General features: G+C 69.4%; 17 protein-coding genes. 8 read left to right on the top strand and 9 right to left on the bottom strand.

Going from position 1 to position 16,997, the window contains the following annotated elements:
• Positions 1-6: 6 nt before the first annotated feature.
• Both ACZ5QD_RS05705 and ACZ5QD_RS05700 read right to left on the bottom strand, forming a co-directional pair.
• The gene (locus ACZ5QD_RS05705; RefSeq protein WP_006894987.1) at positions 7-993 is read right to left on the bottom strand and encodes a pirin family protein; all 987 of its coding nucleotides are present in this window, start codon (positions 991-993) and stop codon (positions 7-9) included.
• A gap of 3 nt (positions 994-996) precedes the next feature.
• Positions 997-1,623 carry an LON peptidase substrate-binding domain-containing protein gene (locus tag ACZ5QD_RS05700; protein ID WP_039866865.1) on the bottom strand — a complete coding sequence of 209 codons (627 nt, stop codon included), beginning with the start codon at positions 1,621-1,623 and terminating at the stop codon, positions 997-999.
• Positions 1,624-1,859: 236 nt separating this feature from the next.
• Here ACZ5QD_RS05700 and sfnG point away from each other — a divergent pair, with 236 nt between their 5' ends.
• The 5 genes from sfnG to ACZ5QD_RS05675 are packed head-to-tail and all read left to right on the top strand — an operon-like array spanning position 1,860 to position 7,349.
• The gene (gene sfnG / locus ACZ5QD_RS05695; protein WP_006894983.1) at positions 1,860-3,032 is read left to right on the top strand and encodes a dimethylsulfone monooxygenase SfnG; all 1,173 of its coding nucleotides are present in this window, start codon (positions 1,860-1,862) and stop codon (positions 3,030-3,032) included.
• A gap of 43 nt (positions 3,033-3,075) precedes the next feature.
• A complete protein-coding gene (locus tag ACZ5QD_RS05690; protein ID WP_464367167.1) occupies positions 3,076-4,293 on the top strand; it encodes an acyl-CoA dehydrogenase family protein in 1,218 nt (405 codons plus the stop codon).
• 42 nt (positions 4,294-4,335) lie between these two features.
• Positions 4,336-5,538, top strand: coding sequence for an acyl-CoA dehydrogenase family protein (locus tag ACZ5QD_RS05685; protein ID WP_006894979.1), 1,203 nt, complete (start codon positions 4,336-4,338; stop codon positions 5,536-5,538).
• A 19-nt stretch (positions 5,539-5,557) separates the two neighbouring features.
• A complete protein-coding gene (locus ACZ5QD_RS05680) occupies positions 5,558-6,829 on the top strand; it encodes an LLM class flavin-dependent oxidoreductase (RefSeq protein ID WP_006894978.1) in 1,272 nt (423 codons plus the stop codon).
• Positions 6,830-6,851: 22 nt separating this feature from the next.
• Positions 6,852-7,349: a flavin reductase family protein gene (locus ACZ5QD_RS05675; RefSeq protein ID WP_039866824.1), complete on the top strand. Its 498-nt coding sequence runs from the start codon at positions 6,852-6,854 to the stop codon at positions 7,347-7,349.
• A gap of 61 nt (positions 7,350-7,410) precedes the next feature.
• On the opposite strand, the gene ACZ5QD_RS05670 is transcribed toward ACZ5QD_RS05675, so the two are convergent.
• Positions 7,411-8,112: a VOC family protein gene (locus ACZ5QD_RS05670; protein WP_101841570.1), complete on the bottom strand. Its 702-nt coding sequence runs from the start codon at positions 8,110-8,112 to the stop codon at positions 7,411-7,413.
• An 80-nt stretch (positions 8,113-8,192) separates the two neighbouring features.
• Between ACZ5QD_RS05670 and ACZ5QD_RS05665 the strand changes: the two genes are divergently transcribed.
• Both ACZ5QD_RS05665 and ACZ5QD_RS05660 read left to right on the top strand, forming a co-directional pair.
• Entirely contained in the window at positions 8,193-9,974 is a 1,782-nt protein-coding gene (locus ACZ5QD_RS05665) for an alpha/beta hydrolase (RefSeq protein WP_464367166.1), read from the top strand.
• A gap of 60 nt (positions 9,975-10,034) precedes the next feature.
• Complete coding sequence (locus ACZ5QD_RS05660; RefSeq protein ID WP_051999595.1) at positions 10,035-10,898, top strand: crotonase/enoyl-CoA hydratase family protein; 864 nt, start codon at positions 10,035-10,037, stop codon at positions 10,896-10,898.
• A 21-nt stretch (positions 10,899-10,919) separates the two neighbouring features.
• On the opposite strand, the gene ACZ5QD_RS05655 is transcribed toward ACZ5QD_RS05660, so the two are convergent.
• From ACZ5QD_RS05655 to ACZ5QD_RS05645, 3 genes are all read right to left on the bottom strand, one after another.
• A complete protein-coding gene (locus tag ACZ5QD_RS05655) occupies positions 10,920-11,204 on the bottom strand; it encodes a hypothetical protein (RefSeq protein WP_006894968.1) in 285 nt (94 codons plus the stop codon).
• 2 nt (positions 11,205-11,206) lie between these two features.
• Positions 11,207-12,007, bottom strand: coding sequence for an adenylate/guanylate cyclase domain-containing protein (locus ACZ5QD_RS05650; protein WP_006894967.1), 801 nt, complete (start codon positions 12,005-12,007; stop codon positions 11,207-11,209).
• 81 nt (positions 12,008-12,088) lie between these two features.
• A complete protein-coding gene (locus ACZ5QD_RS05645) occupies positions 12,089-12,370 on the bottom strand; it encodes a hypothetical protein (RefSeq protein WP_006894965.1) in 282 nt (93 codons plus the stop codon).
• 172 nt (positions 12,371-12,542) lie between these two features.
• Here ACZ5QD_RS05645 and ACZ5QD_RS05640 point away from each other — a divergent pair, with 172 nt between their 5' ends.
• Positions 12,543-12,887, top strand: coding sequence for an RNA polymerase-binding protein RbpA (locus ACZ5QD_RS05640; protein ID WP_006894962.1), 345 nt, complete (start codon positions 12,543-12,545; stop codon positions 12,885-12,887).
• Positions 12,888-12,971: 84 nt separating this feature from the next.
• On the opposite strand, the gene ACZ5QD_RS05635 is transcribed toward ACZ5QD_RS05640, so the two are convergent.
• The 3 genes from ACZ5QD_RS05635 to ACZ5QD_RS05625 are packed head-to-tail and all read right to left on the bottom strand — an operon-like array spanning position 12,972 to position 16,961.
• Positions 12,972-13,748 carry a polyprenol monophosphomannose synthase gene (locus tag ACZ5QD_RS05635; protein WP_464367165.1) on the bottom strand — a complete coding sequence of 259 codons (777 nt, stop codon included), beginning with the start codon at positions 13,746-13,748 and terminating at the stop codon, positions 12,972-12,974.
• Positions 13,729-15,348, bottom strand: coding sequence for an apolipoprotein N-acyltransferase (gene lnt, locus ACZ5QD_RS05630; RefSeq protein WP_411815864.1), 1,620 nt, complete (start codon positions 15,346-15,348; stop codon positions 13,729-13,731). Before lnt ends, ACZ5QD_RS05635 begins: the two co-directional genes overlap by 20 nt.
• On the bottom strand, positions 15,345-16,961 hold the full coding sequence (locus ACZ5QD_RS05625; protein ID WP_278127348.1) for an amidohydrolase: 1,617 nt from the start codon (positions 16,959-16,961) through the stop codon (positions 15,345-15,347). Before ACZ5QD_RS05625 ends, lnt begins: the two co-directional genes overlap by 4 nt.
• Between the last annotated feature and the right edge of the window lie 36 nt (positions 16,962-16,997).

The raw sequence follows: 16,997 nt of genomic DNA, 5'->3' as shown, positions 1-16,997 counted from the left end.
CTCTCGTCATGGTCGAGTCCGCCTGCGCGGCTTCAGCCGAGTGTTCGGCAGCGGCGGCGCTGGGATCCATTCGTCGGCTCCCCAGCCGCCCACTGTTCCGAAACGTTCCGACCGCCGCTGCCATTCCTCGCGGTACTCGGCGATCTCGTCGTGGTCGCGGCCGACGAAGTTCCACCACATGACGATGTCCTCGGCGAAGGGCTCGCCGCCGAGCAGCACCGCGCGTGCCGGTCGGTCCGTGGGATTGTGCACTTCGAGCCGGCTGGACCCCGGGCCCACATAGGCGAGCGAAGCGCGCCCGATCCGGACTCCGCCGACCTCCGCGGCGGCCGTGTCGAGCAGAACACCGTGCTCGAAGGACTCGTCGACCTCCAAGACCGCACACGCGCCCGGGTCGATCGACAGTTCCGCGCCGAGCAGCGGTGTTGCCGTGACGATCTCCGCCGACGATCCGCCCGAGTCGCCCACGAATACCTTCATGCTGCCGACCACGGCTCCCGACGCATCGGTCAGGTCCACCGAGGGTGCACGATAGTGCTGAAAGCCGTTCTCCCCGTGGCGGGCGCCGTCAGGCAGCGCGACCCACAGCTGCACCCCGTGCAGCGTCTCCACCCGGCGTGTGGAAACCTCGGAGTGACTGATCCCGCGGCCGGCGGACATCAGGTTCATCTCCCCCGGCAGCACCATCGCGTGCACCCCCGCGCTGTCGCGGTGCTCGATCTCTCCTTCGAACAGCCAGCTCACGGTCTGCAGTCCGGTGTGCGGATGCGGCAGCACCCGCATCCCGCCCGACTCCGAGACCGGTTCGGGACCGTAATGGTCGGCGAAGCACCAGGCGCCGATCATCGATCGATCACGTGTCGGCAACGTCCGGTTCACCTTCATCGCCCGGATGCCGCCGAGCGGCACCAGGCGAGGTTCGATCACTTCCACACCGGCCGCGGGCGTCGCACCGCACTCCACCTCGGCGGGCTGTGCCTCCATGTTGCTCATCGATCAACCCCTCAATCTGAATCTGAGCGCTGCGATCAGGTCGTCGAGCGCGGCGTCGATCACATCGATCCGCGATCCCGGATCGGGGCTCTCCAGCACGCTCTGCCGGTCGGCCGGTCCGAGTGGAAGATCCGAGGCGGCGCGAAACGTCTCCGTGACCGGGTCGCCGTCGCCGTAGTCGACCGGCGCGGCGAGTTGCGAGGCGATCCACCGCAACTGCGGATCCTTCCGGCCGCCCTGCCCGCAGAGCAGTTGCAGCTGAGCCCGCTTCTCCAGGACGTCCGACCACTCGACGGGGCCGGTGTCCGGCTCGGGGAGATCCTCGACCAGAGCACGCGGATACGGATCGTCGGGCAGCCACTCGGTCACCCGGATGCGCGAGGTTCCGCTGCAGAGCAAGGAGTAGCGGCCCGGTCCCGCGTCGGTGAGGCGGTCGATCCTCGCCACGGTGCCCACCATCGAACGCACGTCGCCGCCGCCGACTTCCGAGCCGCGCTCGATCAACACGACACCGAACTCGCCGCCGTTCTTCTCCACCACGGGAAGCATTGCCGCATAACGGGGTTCGAAGATCCGGAGAGGCAGCTGCTCCCCTGGCAGGAGCACAGCGCCCAGCGGAAACATCGGCATCTCCCTCACGCCGATCACCCTACCCGCGGTCGGTCAGACCCACCCTGATTCGAATGGTTGTCGGCCTTCCCGTGCGAACAGCACACTGTCAACGTGCTCGCGCCGATGTACTCACCCCGCCGATGTCGCTGATCGGTCCCGCCTGATCCGCTCCGCCCGATCCGGCGGCGCCGATCGCCGGCCCAGTCCTGCTTCACCGAACTCTCGTCACCAACCTCACCGGAGGTCTATTCGTCATGTCCACCAACAGTTCCGACCGTCGTCTCGAGACCGCGTATCAGCCGCTCCAGTTCGCGTACTGGGTGCCGAACGTCAGCGGCGGTCTGGTCGTCTCCCGTATCGAACAGCGCACCGACTGGGGGTACGACTACAACCGCACTCTCGCCCGGCTCGCCGAGAACAACGGCTTCGATTACGCACTGAGCCAGGTCCGCTACACGGCCTCGTACGGTGCCGCGTACCAGCACGAGTCGACCAGTTTCTCGCTCGCTCTGCTGCTCGCCACCGAGCGGCTCAAAGTCATCGCCGCGGTCCATCCCGGGCTCTGGCACCCGGGCGTCCTCGCCAAGTTCCTCGCCACCGCCGACCATCTGTCCGGGGGCCGCGCCGCGGTCAACGTCGTGAGCGGCTGGTTCAAGGACGAGTTCACCAAGCTCGGCGAGCCGTGGCTCGAGCACGACGAACGCTACCGCCGCGCCGAGGAGTTCATCACCTACCTACGGCGGATCTGGACCGACGACCACGCCGACCTCGCGGGCGACTTCTATCGTCTCCATGATTTCGATCTGAAGCCGAAGCCGCTCGACCTGCCCGGACGCCCGCATCCGGAGATCTTCCAAGGCGGCAACTCGACCGCGGCTCGAGCGATGGCCGGTCGGGTCTCGGACTGGTACTTCAGCAACGGTAGAGACTTCGACGGTATCAGCGAGCAGGTCAGCGACGTGCTCACCGAAGCGGCACTGCACGACCGCACGGTCAAGTTCGGCCTCAACGGCTTCCTCATCGGACGCGACACGGAGAGCGAGGCCCGCGACGTGCTCCGAGAGATCGTCGACAAGGCGGACCGCGAGGCGGTAGAGGGATTCGGATCCGCGGTCAAGCAGGCCGGCTCGTCCACCTCGGACGGCAAGGGCATGTGGCAGGACTCGGAGTTCGCCGACCTCGTCCAGTACAACGACGGTTTCCGCACCGGACTGATCGGCACACCCGAACAGATCGCCGAGCGCATCGTCGCCTACAAGACCCGCGGCGTGAATCTGCTGCTCCTGGGCTTTCTGCACTACCACGAGGACGTCGTCTACTTCGGCGAGAAGATCCTGCCGATCGTTCGCGATCTCGAGAACGACCTCGCCGTCAGCGGCCGCCTCGAATCCGAGCTCGCCCGTCACGGCGTCCTCGCCGCCCGGTGAGCTCCCACCTCCTCATTCCATCCGGATCGAAAGAAGGCAACCCATGACCGTCACCGACCACACCGCACCGCCCGCGTCCGACGACCTGGCCCGGTTCGACGCCGCGCTGCGCCGCGCCGACCTCGTCGCGGCGCAATTGCGGGCCACCGCCGCCGAGCGTGACCGCGCGAACAAGCCGCCGCTGGCCGAGATCGAACTGCTTCGCGAAGCCGACCTGCTGCAGGTCGGTGAGCCGGTGGAGTACGGAGGCTCGGGACTGGACTATGCGCAGTCGCAGCAACTGACCCGACACGTCGCCCGCGGCGACACCTCGATCGCGCACCTGCTCGGTTACCACTACGCACAGCAGCGCATACCGCACCTGTTCGGGACCGCCGATCAGGCCGACGAACTCTCGCGCCGCAACGCACAGTTCAAGCCCTTCTGGGGCGGCGTGCAGAATCCGCGCGGCGCATCCGGTCTGACGCTCACCCGTGACGGGTCCGGTTTCCGGCTCGACGGCCGGCGCACCTTCGCCTCGGGAGCCGGTGTCGCCGACCAGCTGTCGGTGACCGCCGATCTCGACGGCGACCTGGTGTTCCTGTCCATCCCGGCCCGGCGCGAAGGGTTCACACCGCTGAACGACTGGGACAACATCGGCCAGAGAATGACCGACTCCGGCGGAGTGGTCTTCGACGGTGTGCGCATCGAGCGCAGCGAGATCCTCGGCGAGGATCCGCTGACCGGACGCGTGCCGAGCGCATATCAGACTCTCGTGACCCCGCACTGGCAGCTGGCTTTCGTCAACTTCTACATCGGCACCGCCGAAGGTGCACTCGAGGAGGCACTGGACTGGACTCGCCTGCACGCCTCACCGTGGGAGACCTCCGGTCTGGAGAGCGCGACCGACGATCCGTACATCCTCGAGCTGGTCGGCGCGCTGCGCTCCGAGGTCACCGCCGCGGCGTTGCTCGCCGACCACGCGGGTGAGGCGCTGCAGAGCGCACTCGACATCGGCCCGGACCTCACGCCCGACCAGCGTGCCGAAGCCGCGATCGCGATCGCCGAGGCCAAGTACGTCACGACCAAGGTGTCCCTCGACGTGGCTTCGCGGCTGTTCGAGATCCAGGGAGCTCGCGCGACGACGACCTCCTACGGCTTCGATCGGCACTGGCGCAACCTGCGAACGCACACGGTGCACGATCCGGTCGCATACAAGGCCCGCGAGGTCGGCGATTGGACGCTGAACCGCCGCGCCCCGCAGTTCACGCTGTACAGCTGAACCGACCACCGCCCGCCGTCGAACCCAGAGGTCCTCTCCACCATGAGTCCCGTCTCGAATCGAGCCGCAGAGACCACCGCCGTCACAGCCGATCCTATCGCCACCGTTCTACCGGGCCTGCTGCCGGAGATCGCGCGCACCGCCTCGGACCGCGACCGCGACCGCGTGCTTCCCCGCGCGGAGCTCGATCTCCTGGCGGGGGCGGGATTGCTGGCGGTCACCGTTCCGGTGGAGTACGGCGGACACGGTCTGGGCATCGGGTCGGCGGCGGGGCTCATCGCCGCACTGGCCGCCGTCGACCCGAGCCTGGCGCAGATCCCCCAGAGCCACTTCACCTTCCTCGACGCCCTCGCGCGGCTCGCGCCGCCCGGACTCGCCGAGGAGGTCTTCGGACGGGTCGCCGGCGGTGCGCGCCTGGCCAACGCCCAGAGCGAGCGCGGCGGCGCGACAGCCGTGGACGACGCTACGAGCGTGGTTCGGACAGCGCGCGGACTGCGCCTGTCGGGCGAGAAGTTCTACTGCACCGGTGCGGTCCTCGCCGATCTGCTGGCGGTGCGCGCCCTCGGCCCCGACGGCGGTCGCGTTCTGGTCTATCTGCCGGCCGAGACCGAAGGCGTGTCGATCCTCGACGATTGGGACGCGGTCGGCCAGCGGACCTCCGCATCGGGGACGGTCGAGTTCGACGATGTTCCGGTCGAGCCGGAGCAGGTGGTGGCTTTCGACGAGCTGTTCGAGAGACCGAGCACGTATGGCGCTCGCGCGCAGCTGCTGCACGCCGCCGTCGACGCCGGTCTGGCCTCCGGTGCGCTGGCGGCCGGAGCCGAGGCCGCGCAACGCGCTCGCCCCTGGTTCGAGGCCGGCGTCGAGCGCGCGGTCGACGATCCCCTCCTGCTGGCCTCGGCCGGCGAACTCGAACTCACGGTCCGCGCGGCGCGGGCTCTGCTCGACGCCGCGGTCCGGGCCATCGAGACGGCCGAAGTCGCAGGCGAGCCGCCCGAGCTCGTCGCAGAGGCGTCGCTGGCCACGGCCGCGGCCAAGGTCGCCGCCGGGCGTGCGGCCCGGCATGCGGGCGAGGCGCTGTTCGACTTCGGCGGCACCAGGGCGGCCGCGGCGGCGTCGAACCTCTCGCGGTACTGGCGCGACGCGCGAACCCACACCCTTCACGATCCCGAGCGATGGAAGCTCGCTCATCTCGGCCGATGGGCGCTCGCGGGCACCCGGCCCCCCGCCCACGGCAACATCTGATCCTCCACAGGAAGAAGACATGGCACAGACCCCCTCCTCGACCACCGTGACGGCCAACCGGTCCGCGATCCCGACACCTCCGGTCGCGAGTCCGTCAGAGCAGTCGAACACCGAGCGCCCCGCACTGAAGCTCCACTGGTTTCTGCCGACCTACGGCGATTCCCGGTTCATCGTCGGCGGCGGACACGGGCTTCCGGCCGGGGCCGCCCGCGGCGATCGGCCCGCCTCGATCGGCTACCTGAGTTCGATCGCCCGCGCGGCGGAGGACTTCGGATTCACCGCGGCACTCACGCCCACCGGTGCCTGGTGCGAGGACGCCTGGCTCACGACGGCGATGATCGCGCGAGAGTCGGAGCGCCTGGGATTCCTGGTCGCCCTCCGTCCGGGGCTGGTGAGCCCGACTCTTGCCGCACAGATGGCTGCGACCTTCAGCAGGCACGCGCCCGGCAGGCTCCTGCTGAACGTGGTCACCGGCGGCGAGCCCCATGAACAGCGGGCGTTCGGCGACTTCCTCGACAAACCCTCGCGCTACGCCCGCACCGACGAGTTCCTGACCGTGGTCCGCGGACTGTGGCGCGGCGAACGGGTGACGCACCGCGGCAGGCACCTGCAGGTCGACGACGCAGCGCTGCATCGGCTGCCCGCGGAGGAGATCCCGATCTACTTCGGCGGATCCTCTCCCGAGGCCGGTCCCGTCGCCGCGCGGCACAGTGACGTCTACCTGACCTGGGGCGAGCCGCCGGCGGCGGTGGCGGCGAAGATCGACTGGATCCGCGGCCTCGCCGCGCAGCGGGGCCGAACGGTGCGATTCGGCATTCGGCTGCACGTCATCTCCCGGGACACCGCGGACGAGGCGTGGACCGCGGCAGCCGGCCTGCTCGCAGCGCTCGACGAGGACACCGTTCGCGCCGCCCAGGAGGGCCTGGCACGCAGCGAGTCGGCGGGACAGGCGGCGATGCGCGATCTGCACGCCGCCCACCGCGGTGACGGATCGTGGCGCGATCCGCGGGCTCTGGAAGTGGCCGAGAACCTGTGGGCGGGTGTCGGTCTGGTGCGCGGAGGCGCGGGCACCGCGCTAGTGGGCAGTCATGCCGAGGTGGCCGACCGCATCGCCGAGTACGCCGCGCTGGGCATCGATGAGTTCGTCCTGTCGGGTTACCCGCACTTGGAAGAGCTGTACTGGTTCGGGGAAGGCGTGATACCGCAGTTGGTGCTGCGCGGTCTGTTCGCGGTGCCGGGAAACACTCCCGGACGCGTCGCGGCCGCGCCTTTTCAGACGGCCGCACACTGACGCCGCGGGGAGGACTCTGGTGATGACCACCGCGTTCGAAACCGAGCCGACGTTGCGGGCAACCATGGCCCGCTACCCCACCGGGTTGGTCACCGTGGCCGCCGTCGATGCGGACGGACCGTTCGGCCTGATCGCGAGTTCGTTCACCTCGGTGTCACTGGACCCGCCGTTGGTGTCGGTCAACATCGCTGCGACGTCGACCACGCTCCCGCGGCTCTCGGCTGTGCCGCAGTGGGGAGTGAGCGTGCTCGCCGCGGACCAGCCGCCGGTGGCCGACGCCTTCCGTCGACCGGCTCCGCGCAGATTCGACGGTCTTGGTTGGCGCCGTGAGGCCGGCGGCGCCGTTCTGCTCGACGGAGCCGCCGCGGTGTTCGTCACCCGGCCGCGGCAGATCGTCACCGCGGGCGACCATGTGATCGCGGTGCTCGCCGTCGATCGACATTCCGGTGACCCGACTGTCGATCCGCTGGTCTTCTACCGGAGCCGGTGGCACCGCGTGTCGGCGCTCGAAGCGGACTGAGCCTTCGGCGCGGAAGTCGCTGCTGCTGGCTGACTACTGCGCGATCCCTACTGCGCGATGCCTACTGCTCGATGAGCAGGGTGGCCGTGCCCAGTGCCGGTTCTCGGACGGTGCATACGCGAGTGCCTCCCTTGCGGCCGGTGCGGACATCGCTGACTTCGAGGCCGGCGCCTGCCAGGCGATGCCGTTCGGCGACGATGTCGTCGGTGCGCCAGGCCAGTCCCATGAGTCCGAGGTGGTCGCCGGCGTCCGGGGCTCCGGCGACGACCTCGATCACGACGGTCCGTGTCCGGAAGAAGAGCTGGCACATCCCGTCGCCGAGTTCGCGGACGAGGCGCAGGTTGATCCCGAGCCGGCCGCCGAGGAGCGCGACGGCGCGGTCGGCATCGGGCGCGGTGAGGACGATGTGGTCGAGCATCCGGCCGGTGGGCCGGACCTGCGGGCCGGCGGTGATGCGCAGCGGCGAGGCGCCGACGATCGCCGCAGCGCCGTCCTTATCGGCCAGGGTCAGGCCCCGCCGGCGCAGGAGCGCTGCGGCACCGTCGTAATCGGCCACGGTCAAGTCGACCGTCGGTTCGACGGCGTGCGCGTCGGCGTCGGTCCGCCCGTCCCGGAGTGCGACCGTCGCATTCGACGCCGCCCAGCGCAGCCCCTCGGATTCACCCAGGAGAAGGTCGTACATCCGCGACGCGGCGTCGAGATCGGCCACCGGCAGGCTCACGTGGACGTCGGCGATGGACAGCGGATCAGGGATCGAGTTCACGAAACCATCGTGGCACACGCGATCTCGGCACTCCTGCTTCTAAAGTGAGGGGTCACACCAGGCACATGGAAGGCAGGCTCATGGCCGCTGAAGAACCGACCGACGCGCCGCCGGCGACCGAAGCCGACGCCGTCGAAGAGACCCGCGCCGACGCCGCGCACGCCGGCGATGCGGAATCGGACGCCTCGTCTCCGAACGCCTCGTCTCCGAATGCCGTGGTGCGTCTGTGGTCGCGGTACTCCAAAAGATTGTCGTACGGCGGTCTGGTCGTCGCGACGGTCCTGCTGTGGCTGTCGGTGACACCGTCGCTGCTGCCGCGCGGACCCCTGTTCCAAGGCCTCGTCAGCGCCGCTGCCGCCGCGATCGGCTACGCGATCGGAGCCTTCTTCACATGGCTGGCGCGATACCTGGTGTCCCGTCGAGAACCCTGGCCGCGTCCGCGCGGATGGTGGTGGGTGGGACTCACGATCGTCTTCCTCGCAGGCACCGTCTTCATGCTCTACTGGTATCACCGCTGGCAGGAGGAACTGCGTGACCTGATGGGCGTGGAACACCTCAACTGGACCGCGTACCCGATCATCGTGGTGGTGGCGGTGGTGGTCTTCGGGGTCCTGCTCGGCGTCGGACAGGCATGGGGTGCGCTGCTGCGGATGCTCGCGCGCCGCATGAGCCGGCGCATCCCACCCCGGATCGCCGGGATCACCGCGGCGACGGTGATGGTCGTCGTGAGCGTCCTGATCCTCAACGGCGCGGTCGCCGACTACGGCATGTCGGCGTTGAACAACTCCTTCGCGGCGCTGAACAATGAGACCAATCCCGATTCGGCTCCCCCGACCTCCACACTGCGTTCCGGCGGACCGGAGTCGGTGGTCAGCTGGGCGAGCCTGGGCCGCATGGGTCGCACCTTCGTCTCGACCGGCCCGACGGTCGCCGAACTCGAGGCGTTCAACAAGGCGCCGGCGAAAGAACCCATCCGGGTCTACGCCGGGCTCGATTCGGCGGACTCGATCCAAGACAGCGCTGAACTGGCGGCCCAGGAACTGGTCCGGACGGGCGGTCTGCAGCGCAAACTGATCGGCATCGCTGGGTCGACGGGCACCGGCTGGGTCAATCAGGCCAACCTCGACTCCCTGGAGTACATGTACAACGGCGACACCGCGATGGTGTCCATGCAGTATTCGATGCTGCCGAGCTGGCTCTCGTTCCTCGTCGACCAGGAGCGCGCGCGCCAGGCCGGACGCGCGCTGTTCGAGGCGGTCGACCGGCTGGTGCGGCGTATCCCCGAGGCGCAACGGCCCAAGGTCGTGGTCTTCGGCGAGAGCCTCGGATCGTTCGGCGCCGAGGCCCCGTTCGGCTCTGTCGCGACGATGAGCGCCCGGACCGACGGCGCCCTGCTGACCGGCCCCACGTTCAGCAACCAGACGTGGGTGGACACCACCGCCGACCGTGACGCCGGTACCTCGGAAGTGCTGCCGATCTTCAATGACGGTGAGCAGGTCCGATTCATCAACACGGCCAAGGACCTCGACCGCCCGGCCGGTGTGGAATGGGACCGCGGTCGCATCGTCTACCTACAGCACGCGTCCGATCCCATCTCGTGGTGGAATCCGGATCTCGTGCTCAACAAGCCCGACTGGCTCAAGGAGCCCCGTGGCTCCGACGTGCTCTCAGCGGTGAACTGGATCCCGTTCGTCACCTTCCTGCAGGTCGCCGCCGATATGGCGGTGGCCGTCGACGTCCCCGACGGACACGGTCACAACTATCTGCGAGAGATCCCGACGGCGTGGGCAGCGATCCTCACCCCCGAAGGGTGGACCGATCAGAAGACCGCCGAACTGCTGCCGCGGCTGCATCGCGACTGACGACTGCCGGATCCACCCGGGGTTACTCATGAGTAACCCCGGGTGGGTAGCATCGGGTCCGTGACTCAGGACAAGACTCTCACGGACTCCCCCGCATACCGGACGCATCCCTACAAGGCGTTCGAGGTGACCGTCGCCGATCACGTCGCCGAGGTGACGCTCATCGGCCCCAGCAAGGGCAACGCTCAGGGCCCCGACTTCTGGGCCGAGTCCGCCCCGCTGTTCGAGGCGATCGACGCGGACCCGGATGTGCGCGCAGTGGTGCTCTCCGGATCGGGCAAGCACTTCTCGTTCGGCCTCGACCTGCCCGCGATGATGGGCGACTTCGGCAAGGTGCTGGCCCCGGATGCGAAGGCCGGTCCGCGCACTGAGTTCCACCACACCATCAAGCGCATGCAGCGGGCCATCGACGCCGTCGCCGACTGCCGCAAGCCGGTCGTCGCCGCGATCTCGGGCTGGTGCATCGGCGGTGCCGTCGACCTGATCAGCGCCGCCGACATCCGGGTGGCCAGCGCCGACGCGAAGTTCAGCGTGCGCGAAGTCAAGGTCGCCATCGTCGCGGACATGGGCTCGCTCGCCCGGCTGCCGCTGATCATCGGCGAAGGTCACACCCGTGAACTCGCGCTGACCGGCAAGGACATCGATGCCGCTCGCGCAGAGAAGATCGGTCTCGTCAGCGACGTGTACGACGACAAGGACGCCACCCTTGCCGCCGCGCGGGGGATCGCGGCCGAGATCGCGGCCAACGCTCCCCTCGTAGTGCAGGGCGTCAAGGATGTCCTCGATCACAGCCGGAGCGCGCGCGTCGACGACAGCCTCCGCTACGTCGCGGCGTGGAACGCGGCCTTCCTGCCGAGCGACGATCTCACCGAGGCGGTCACCGCCGTCTTCGAGAAGCGTCCGCCGAACTTCCGCGGGCAGTGACGCCGTCGCCGGGCACCCGGATCACCGGCTGCCCGGCGGGCGGGGTATGGCACTCGTGAGATGCCATGCGCCGCACACACATTCGTATGACCGAAGGCTGGGGCGACCTCGAGAGTTGCGAGCCACCGCCAGGATCGCGCCGGTCACCGCCGCCTGCGACGGATAGGCGATCTTCTCCGGCGTCGGACAGGCGAACTGCACGCGGGGCACCTGGCGCCTGCGCTTGCGCGGACGCGCATTCGCCGCCGCGGTCCGCGATTCGATGCGCCGGTAGAACTCTTCCAGCTCGTCGTCGTCGAAGGGCATCGTCAGTACCGCGGAACGACGCGGAACACCTGGAGTTCGCGCGGTACGCCCTTGGCCTTGAACCGCTTGCGGCGGAGCACATAGTCATCGGGATCGAGCTGGTCGAGGGCGGACTCGCTCGCATACACCTCGCCACCGCCCGCCGCATCGCAGACCCGCGCCGCGATGTTCACGTCCACACCGAGGAAATCCGAACCGACCGCTCGCGGGGTGCCGGTGTGCAGCCCGGCGCGCAGAGCCGGCCGGAAGCCGCCGACTACGATCGCGCTCACCGCACCCACCGCCTCGTGAGCTGCGGCGATAGCCTCCCCCGGATCGAGGAAGACTGCCATCGTGCCGTCGCCGAGCGTTTTCACCACCTGGCCGCCGTGCGCCCTGATCACCTCCTCGCACGCAGCGTTGACGGCGGTCAACAACTCCAGCACCTGGTCGTCTCCGGCGCGCAGCGCCCAGGACGAGAAGCCGACGAGGTCGGTGAAGAGAATCGTGGCCGGGATCGGACCGGCCGGGTCGGGGCGTCTGCGTTCGATGAGCGACTGCCAGACGGCCACCGAGGCCAGACCGAGTTCCCGGATCGCGCTGGGACGGTCGGGCCGCACGTCGTTGAGGAGGCGGGCGACCCGGTCGGAGGTGCGGTCGCCGGACGGGAGTCGGCCGTCCACCGGCGCGAGCCTGCGCGCGATCTGAGCGGCCCGAACAGCCGCCTGGCTCTCATCGGTGCGCGCGAGCAGTTCCCCCGCCCGGTGAAGAGGACGCACGGAGACGACGTCGGGGGCCGAGTCGTCGCGCCGTTCGTCGTTCACTCTGACGATCTTAACGGCGTTCGCGCGCGCCGCCGGCTCCGGAAGTCCGTGACCTGCCTCTCCCGGCTCGGCAGCCGGCGATCAACGCAACCGTTCGGCCTCACTCGCCAGCCGCAGGACCTCGGCGGCCAGGTCGGTCAGCGTCTGACGATCGGCCTTCTCCCCGAGTGCGGTCGACAAGTCCTCCGCAGCGCAGCGGAGCGCGAACATCCGGTCTCCGAGGTCTTCGGCCTCCGCGTGGCTGAGGATGATCGCATCCTCGGGAATAGAGGTGCCCTCGAGGAGCGTTCTCTGTTCGTAGGCGCGCTGCCGGCACGACCGCTTGCAGTACTTGCGTCTGCGCCCCCGCTCCGAATCCACCATCTGACGACCGCACCAGGCGCATGCGTACGGGCGGCGACGAGACTGCGGTTCGTTCGCAGGGCTTTCGGGAGCCGGGGATTCGGACACATCACGACGGTACCGTGGAACGCCGTCCACGTCGTGGACCGCGTAGAATGGACACCGTCACCCGACCGTTTGAGAGGAAGACTTCATGGCTGATCGAGTCCTGCGTGGTAGCCGGCTCGGGGCGGTGAGCTACGAGACCGACCGTGATCACGACCTCGCGCCGCGTCGGCTCGTCCAGTACCGCACCGACAACGGTGAGATCTTCGACATCCCGTTCGCCGACGATGCGGAGATTCCCGCGACGTGGCCGTGCAAGAACGGCATGGAGGGCAAGCTCCTCGAAGGCGGCGTGCCCGAGGAGAAGAAGGGCAAGCCGCCGCGCACGCACTGGGACATGCTCCTGGAGCGTCGCTCCGAAGAGGAACTCGAGGTGCTGCTGGCCGAACGTCTGGACCTGCTCAAGCAGCGCCGGCGCGGCGGCTCGGCATAACCGCGGCGCAATACGACGTCAGCCCCCGGAGAAATCGATTCTCCGGGGGCTGATTCGTTTCCGGGTGCGAGCCCGTGCCGGAGACTAGCGTCCGCGGAGCCTGTCGAGGCGGCCGCGGATTCCCCACCGGGCGACATTGAGGAACGATTCCGCGATCACGCCGCCGTCCATCTTCGACTCGCCGATCTCGCGTTCGGTGAAGGTGATCGGCACCTCACGGATCGTGAAGCCGTTCTGCAGCGAGCGCCACGCGAGGTCGATCTGGAAGCAGTAGCCCGCCGACTCCACCTGATCGAGACCGATCTTCTCCAGCACCTCTCGGCGGAAAGCGCGGTAACCGGCGGTGATGTCTTTGACCTTGGCGCCGAGCGCCAGCCGCGCATACGTGTTGGCGCCCTTGGAGAGGAGCTCGCGGCGCTTGGGCCAGTTCACCAGCTCGCCGCCGGGAACGTATCGCGAACCGATCACCAGGTCGGCGCCCTCATTGATGCCCTCCAGCAGCCGGAACAACTGCTCGGGAGCGTGACTGCCGTCGGCGTCCATCTCGACGATGACCGCGTAGTCACGCTCCAGACCCCACGCGAATCCGGCCAGATAGGCCTTGCCCAGACCGTCCTTGACGGTGCGATGCATGACGTGAATGCGGCCCGCCGCGTCGTCCGCTGCGAGCCGGTCGGCGACCTCGCCCGTGCCGTCCGGGCTCGAGTCGTCGACCACCAGCACGTGAATGCCCTGCTGAGCGGTCAACAGGCGACCGACGATGTGTGGCAGGTTCTCGCGCTCGTTGAAGGTCGGGATCACCACGAGGGCGCCCTCGCCGTTCGCCCCGACGATGCGCGATTCAGGTTGCCTGCTGGCCATCGTGCTCCTTCTTCGTGGCCGGTCCCCTCCGACCGGCGAACACATCGAGGCTAATGCGTCCGCGCAGCGCGTACAAAAATGCCACCACCGTGGCGAGGATCGCGAGCCGCTGCGGCCAGGGGCCGAGCCTGACGGCGAGGGTCTGCCCGGACCGCAACTCCATGCGGGCCTGCAGGACATCGGGTGTGAAGATCTCGCTCTCGGCGATCAGCGAGCCGTCCGGCGCGATGAGCGCGCTGACTCCGCTGGTGGCCGCCACGACGACGCTGCGCCCCGTCTCCACGGCACGGACCTGCGACATCGCCAGCTGCTGGTAGGTCATGTCGGTCTTGCCGAAGGTCGCATTGTTGGTCGGCACGAACAGGATCTGTGCGCCTTCGCGAACCGATTGCGCGGGTGCGCGGTCGAATGCCACCTCCCAGCAGGTCGACACGCCCATCACCACGTCTCCGTGACGGGTGTGCGCGGTGAGGACCGCGGGTCCCGTGCCCGGCCGGAAGTCGCCGGCTCGATCGGCGTACGACGAGAAGATCCGGAAGAAGCTGCGCCACGGGAGGTATTCGCCGAAGGGCTGGACGATGTGCTTGTCGTACCGTCCCGAGGGCTGGTCGTCGGCGAATCCGCCGTGTTCGCCCCAGAGCAGCACGGTATTGGTGGTGCCGCCGCCGTCGAGGGGAATCCAGGTGCCGAAGGCCACCGGGGCGCCGACGGCCGTGACGGCCGCCCGGATGCTCTCGGCGGAGTCCCGGTACACCGTCGGAGGCGCGTCGGCCGCGTTCTCCGGCCACAGCACCAGGTCGGGCCTGCTGCGCCGGCCGGAGTCGATCTCGGCGGCGAGCCCGAGCGTCTCCCGGACGTGATTGTCGAGGACGGCGCGGCGCTGGGTGTCGAAATCGAGGCCCAGTCTCGGCACGTTTCCCTGCACGGCGGCGATGTCGCTGGTGCCGGCCGACGACGTCAGCGGGCTTCCGATGCGCGACAGCGCCGCACCGGCGGCTAGGGGCACGACCACCACCCCGATCGCCAGAGCGGCACCCGCCGATCGGGCGGTCCTGGTCGGTCGATGCAGGAGCCTGCCGATGACCTCCACCGCGGAGGCCCCGGTGAGCGCGATCACGAAGGCGACGCCGGGAACGCCGATCACCGACGTGAGCGGCAGGTACCAGCCGTCCACCTGGCTGAAGGCGGTACGCCCCCAGGGAAAGCCCCCGAAGGGGAAGGCGGAGCGGACGGCTTCGACAGTGACCCAGCTGAGTGCGAACCACAGCGGCCGCGCGCGCAGCCGCATGGTGACCGCCGCAAGAGCGCCGAAGAGCGCGAGATAGCCGGCCATCACGGCGGCGAGCGCGAGCCACGGCAGTGGTCCAACGTACTCCCCTATCCACGGCAGCAGCGGGACGAAGAAGGCGAGGCCGAAGACGAAGCCGGACCCGGCGCAGCTCTTCACCGACGGGCGGCCGATGGTCATGACGGCGTACAGCAGCCCCAGTGAGACGGGCGCCAGCCACCACACATGGTGCAGAGGCGGAAACGACGCGTACATCAGGCCGCCGGCCGCCGCGGCGACCGGGACCCGCTGCCACCAACGGACGGCGGTCACGCGCGACGGAAGATGGTCCGGCCTCCGGCGACGGTCTCGACGCACTCGGGCAGTCGAGCTCCCGGTGCCACATCCGGCAGGGCCGGCACCCGCGAGCGCGGATCGGTGGACCACCGCTGCACGTTCTCGGTGGCCGCTGCGACCACGAGTTCGTCCACCTCCCACACGGCGTAGTGCGCGGGCGCACCGGGGACCAGCGTTCCGGTGAGGCCGTCGTTGACCCCGCCGGCGCGCCAGCCGCCGCGGGTGCACGCCGCGAAGGCGGCGCGCGGCGAGATCGAACTCGAGGCCGTGCGATGGTGCGCCGCGGCCCGGACGGTGGACCACGGGTCGATGTCGCACACCGGGGAGTCGCTGGAGAAGGCGAGGGACACTCCGGCCTTCGCGAGCATCGCGAAATCGTTCAACCCGGTACCCCGATCGCCGAGGCGCGTGGCGTACAGATCCTCGGTGCCTCCCCATGCGGCGTCGAACAGCGGCTGCATGCTCGCGACGGCGCCGCACCGGGCGAAGATCTCGGCCTGGGCGCGGGTGACCATCTCCGCGTGTTCGAGACGGTGAACGCACCGCGCCAGGGCCGGCGTGCCGAGTTCGGCCGCCAACACCTCCATCGCATGAGCGACGGCGGCCGCGGCGGCGTCACCGATCATGTGGAAGCCGGCCTGCACGCGGGCCTCGGTGGTGGCGCGCAGGTGATCGAGGATCACCTGCTCGGAGAGGTAGCTGACACCGCTGGTGCTCGACCAGTCGCTGTAGGGCTCGCACAGCCAGGCGGTGTGGGAGCCGAGCGCGCCGTCGACGAACAGGTCGCCGCCGATGGCATCGGCCCCGGTGCGGTCGAGGATGTGCCGCACCTCGTCGACGGACGACGCCGCCTCGCCCCAGTACCGCCGCACGCCGACCCCGTGGTCGAGGTCGGCGAGCGACCGGAAGTCGTCGAGCCCGCTGATGTCGGGGCCGCCGTTCTCATGGACGGCGACCACACCGCGGGCGGCCGCGTGGTCGAGGGCCCGCAACTGGGCGCGCCTGCGCGCGGTGGCACCGATCAGATTGCGCGCTGTGGTGCGGACCCGGTGGTGCGCGTCCGCGACGAGCGGCTGTTCGGGCGAGTACCCGTGCTCGGACTCGAGTCCCGGAACCAGGCGGCGCAGCCCCGACGACGCCGCGGCCGAATGCTCATCGATCCGGGCGAGGTACACGGCGCGGCCGCCGGCGACGGCGTCGATGTCGGACGTGGTCGGCGGCGAGTCCTGGCCCGGCTCGTCACTCGACCACGCCGATGCGTCCCAGCCGAGCCCCCAGACGAGGTCCTCATCGTGCTCGGAGAGGTACTCGGCCAGCATCCGCAGGCATTCCGAGCGGCTGCCGGCTCCGGACAGGTTGAGGCCGCCGAGCGCGATGCCGGTGTCGGTGAGATGAACATGGCAGTCGACGAACGCGGGGCTGACGAACCGTCCCTGCAGATCGATCACGTGCGCGTCCGGGTGCAGGGCCCGGCCGACGTCGTCGGTCCCGACCCATACGACCGTCCCGTCGGTCACCGCCATCGCGGTGGCGTCGGGTACCGCCGGCGAGGAGTAGACCATGCCTCCGAGGAGCAGCTGCGTCGTCACGCCGTCATTCTCCCAGACGGGTCTTCTGCCGCGCCG

This window comes from Gordonia sp. J1A (assembly GCF_055393515.1).
Note: the sequence above shows the minus strand (reverse complement) of the source record. Positions and strands in the feature narration are given on the sequence as shown.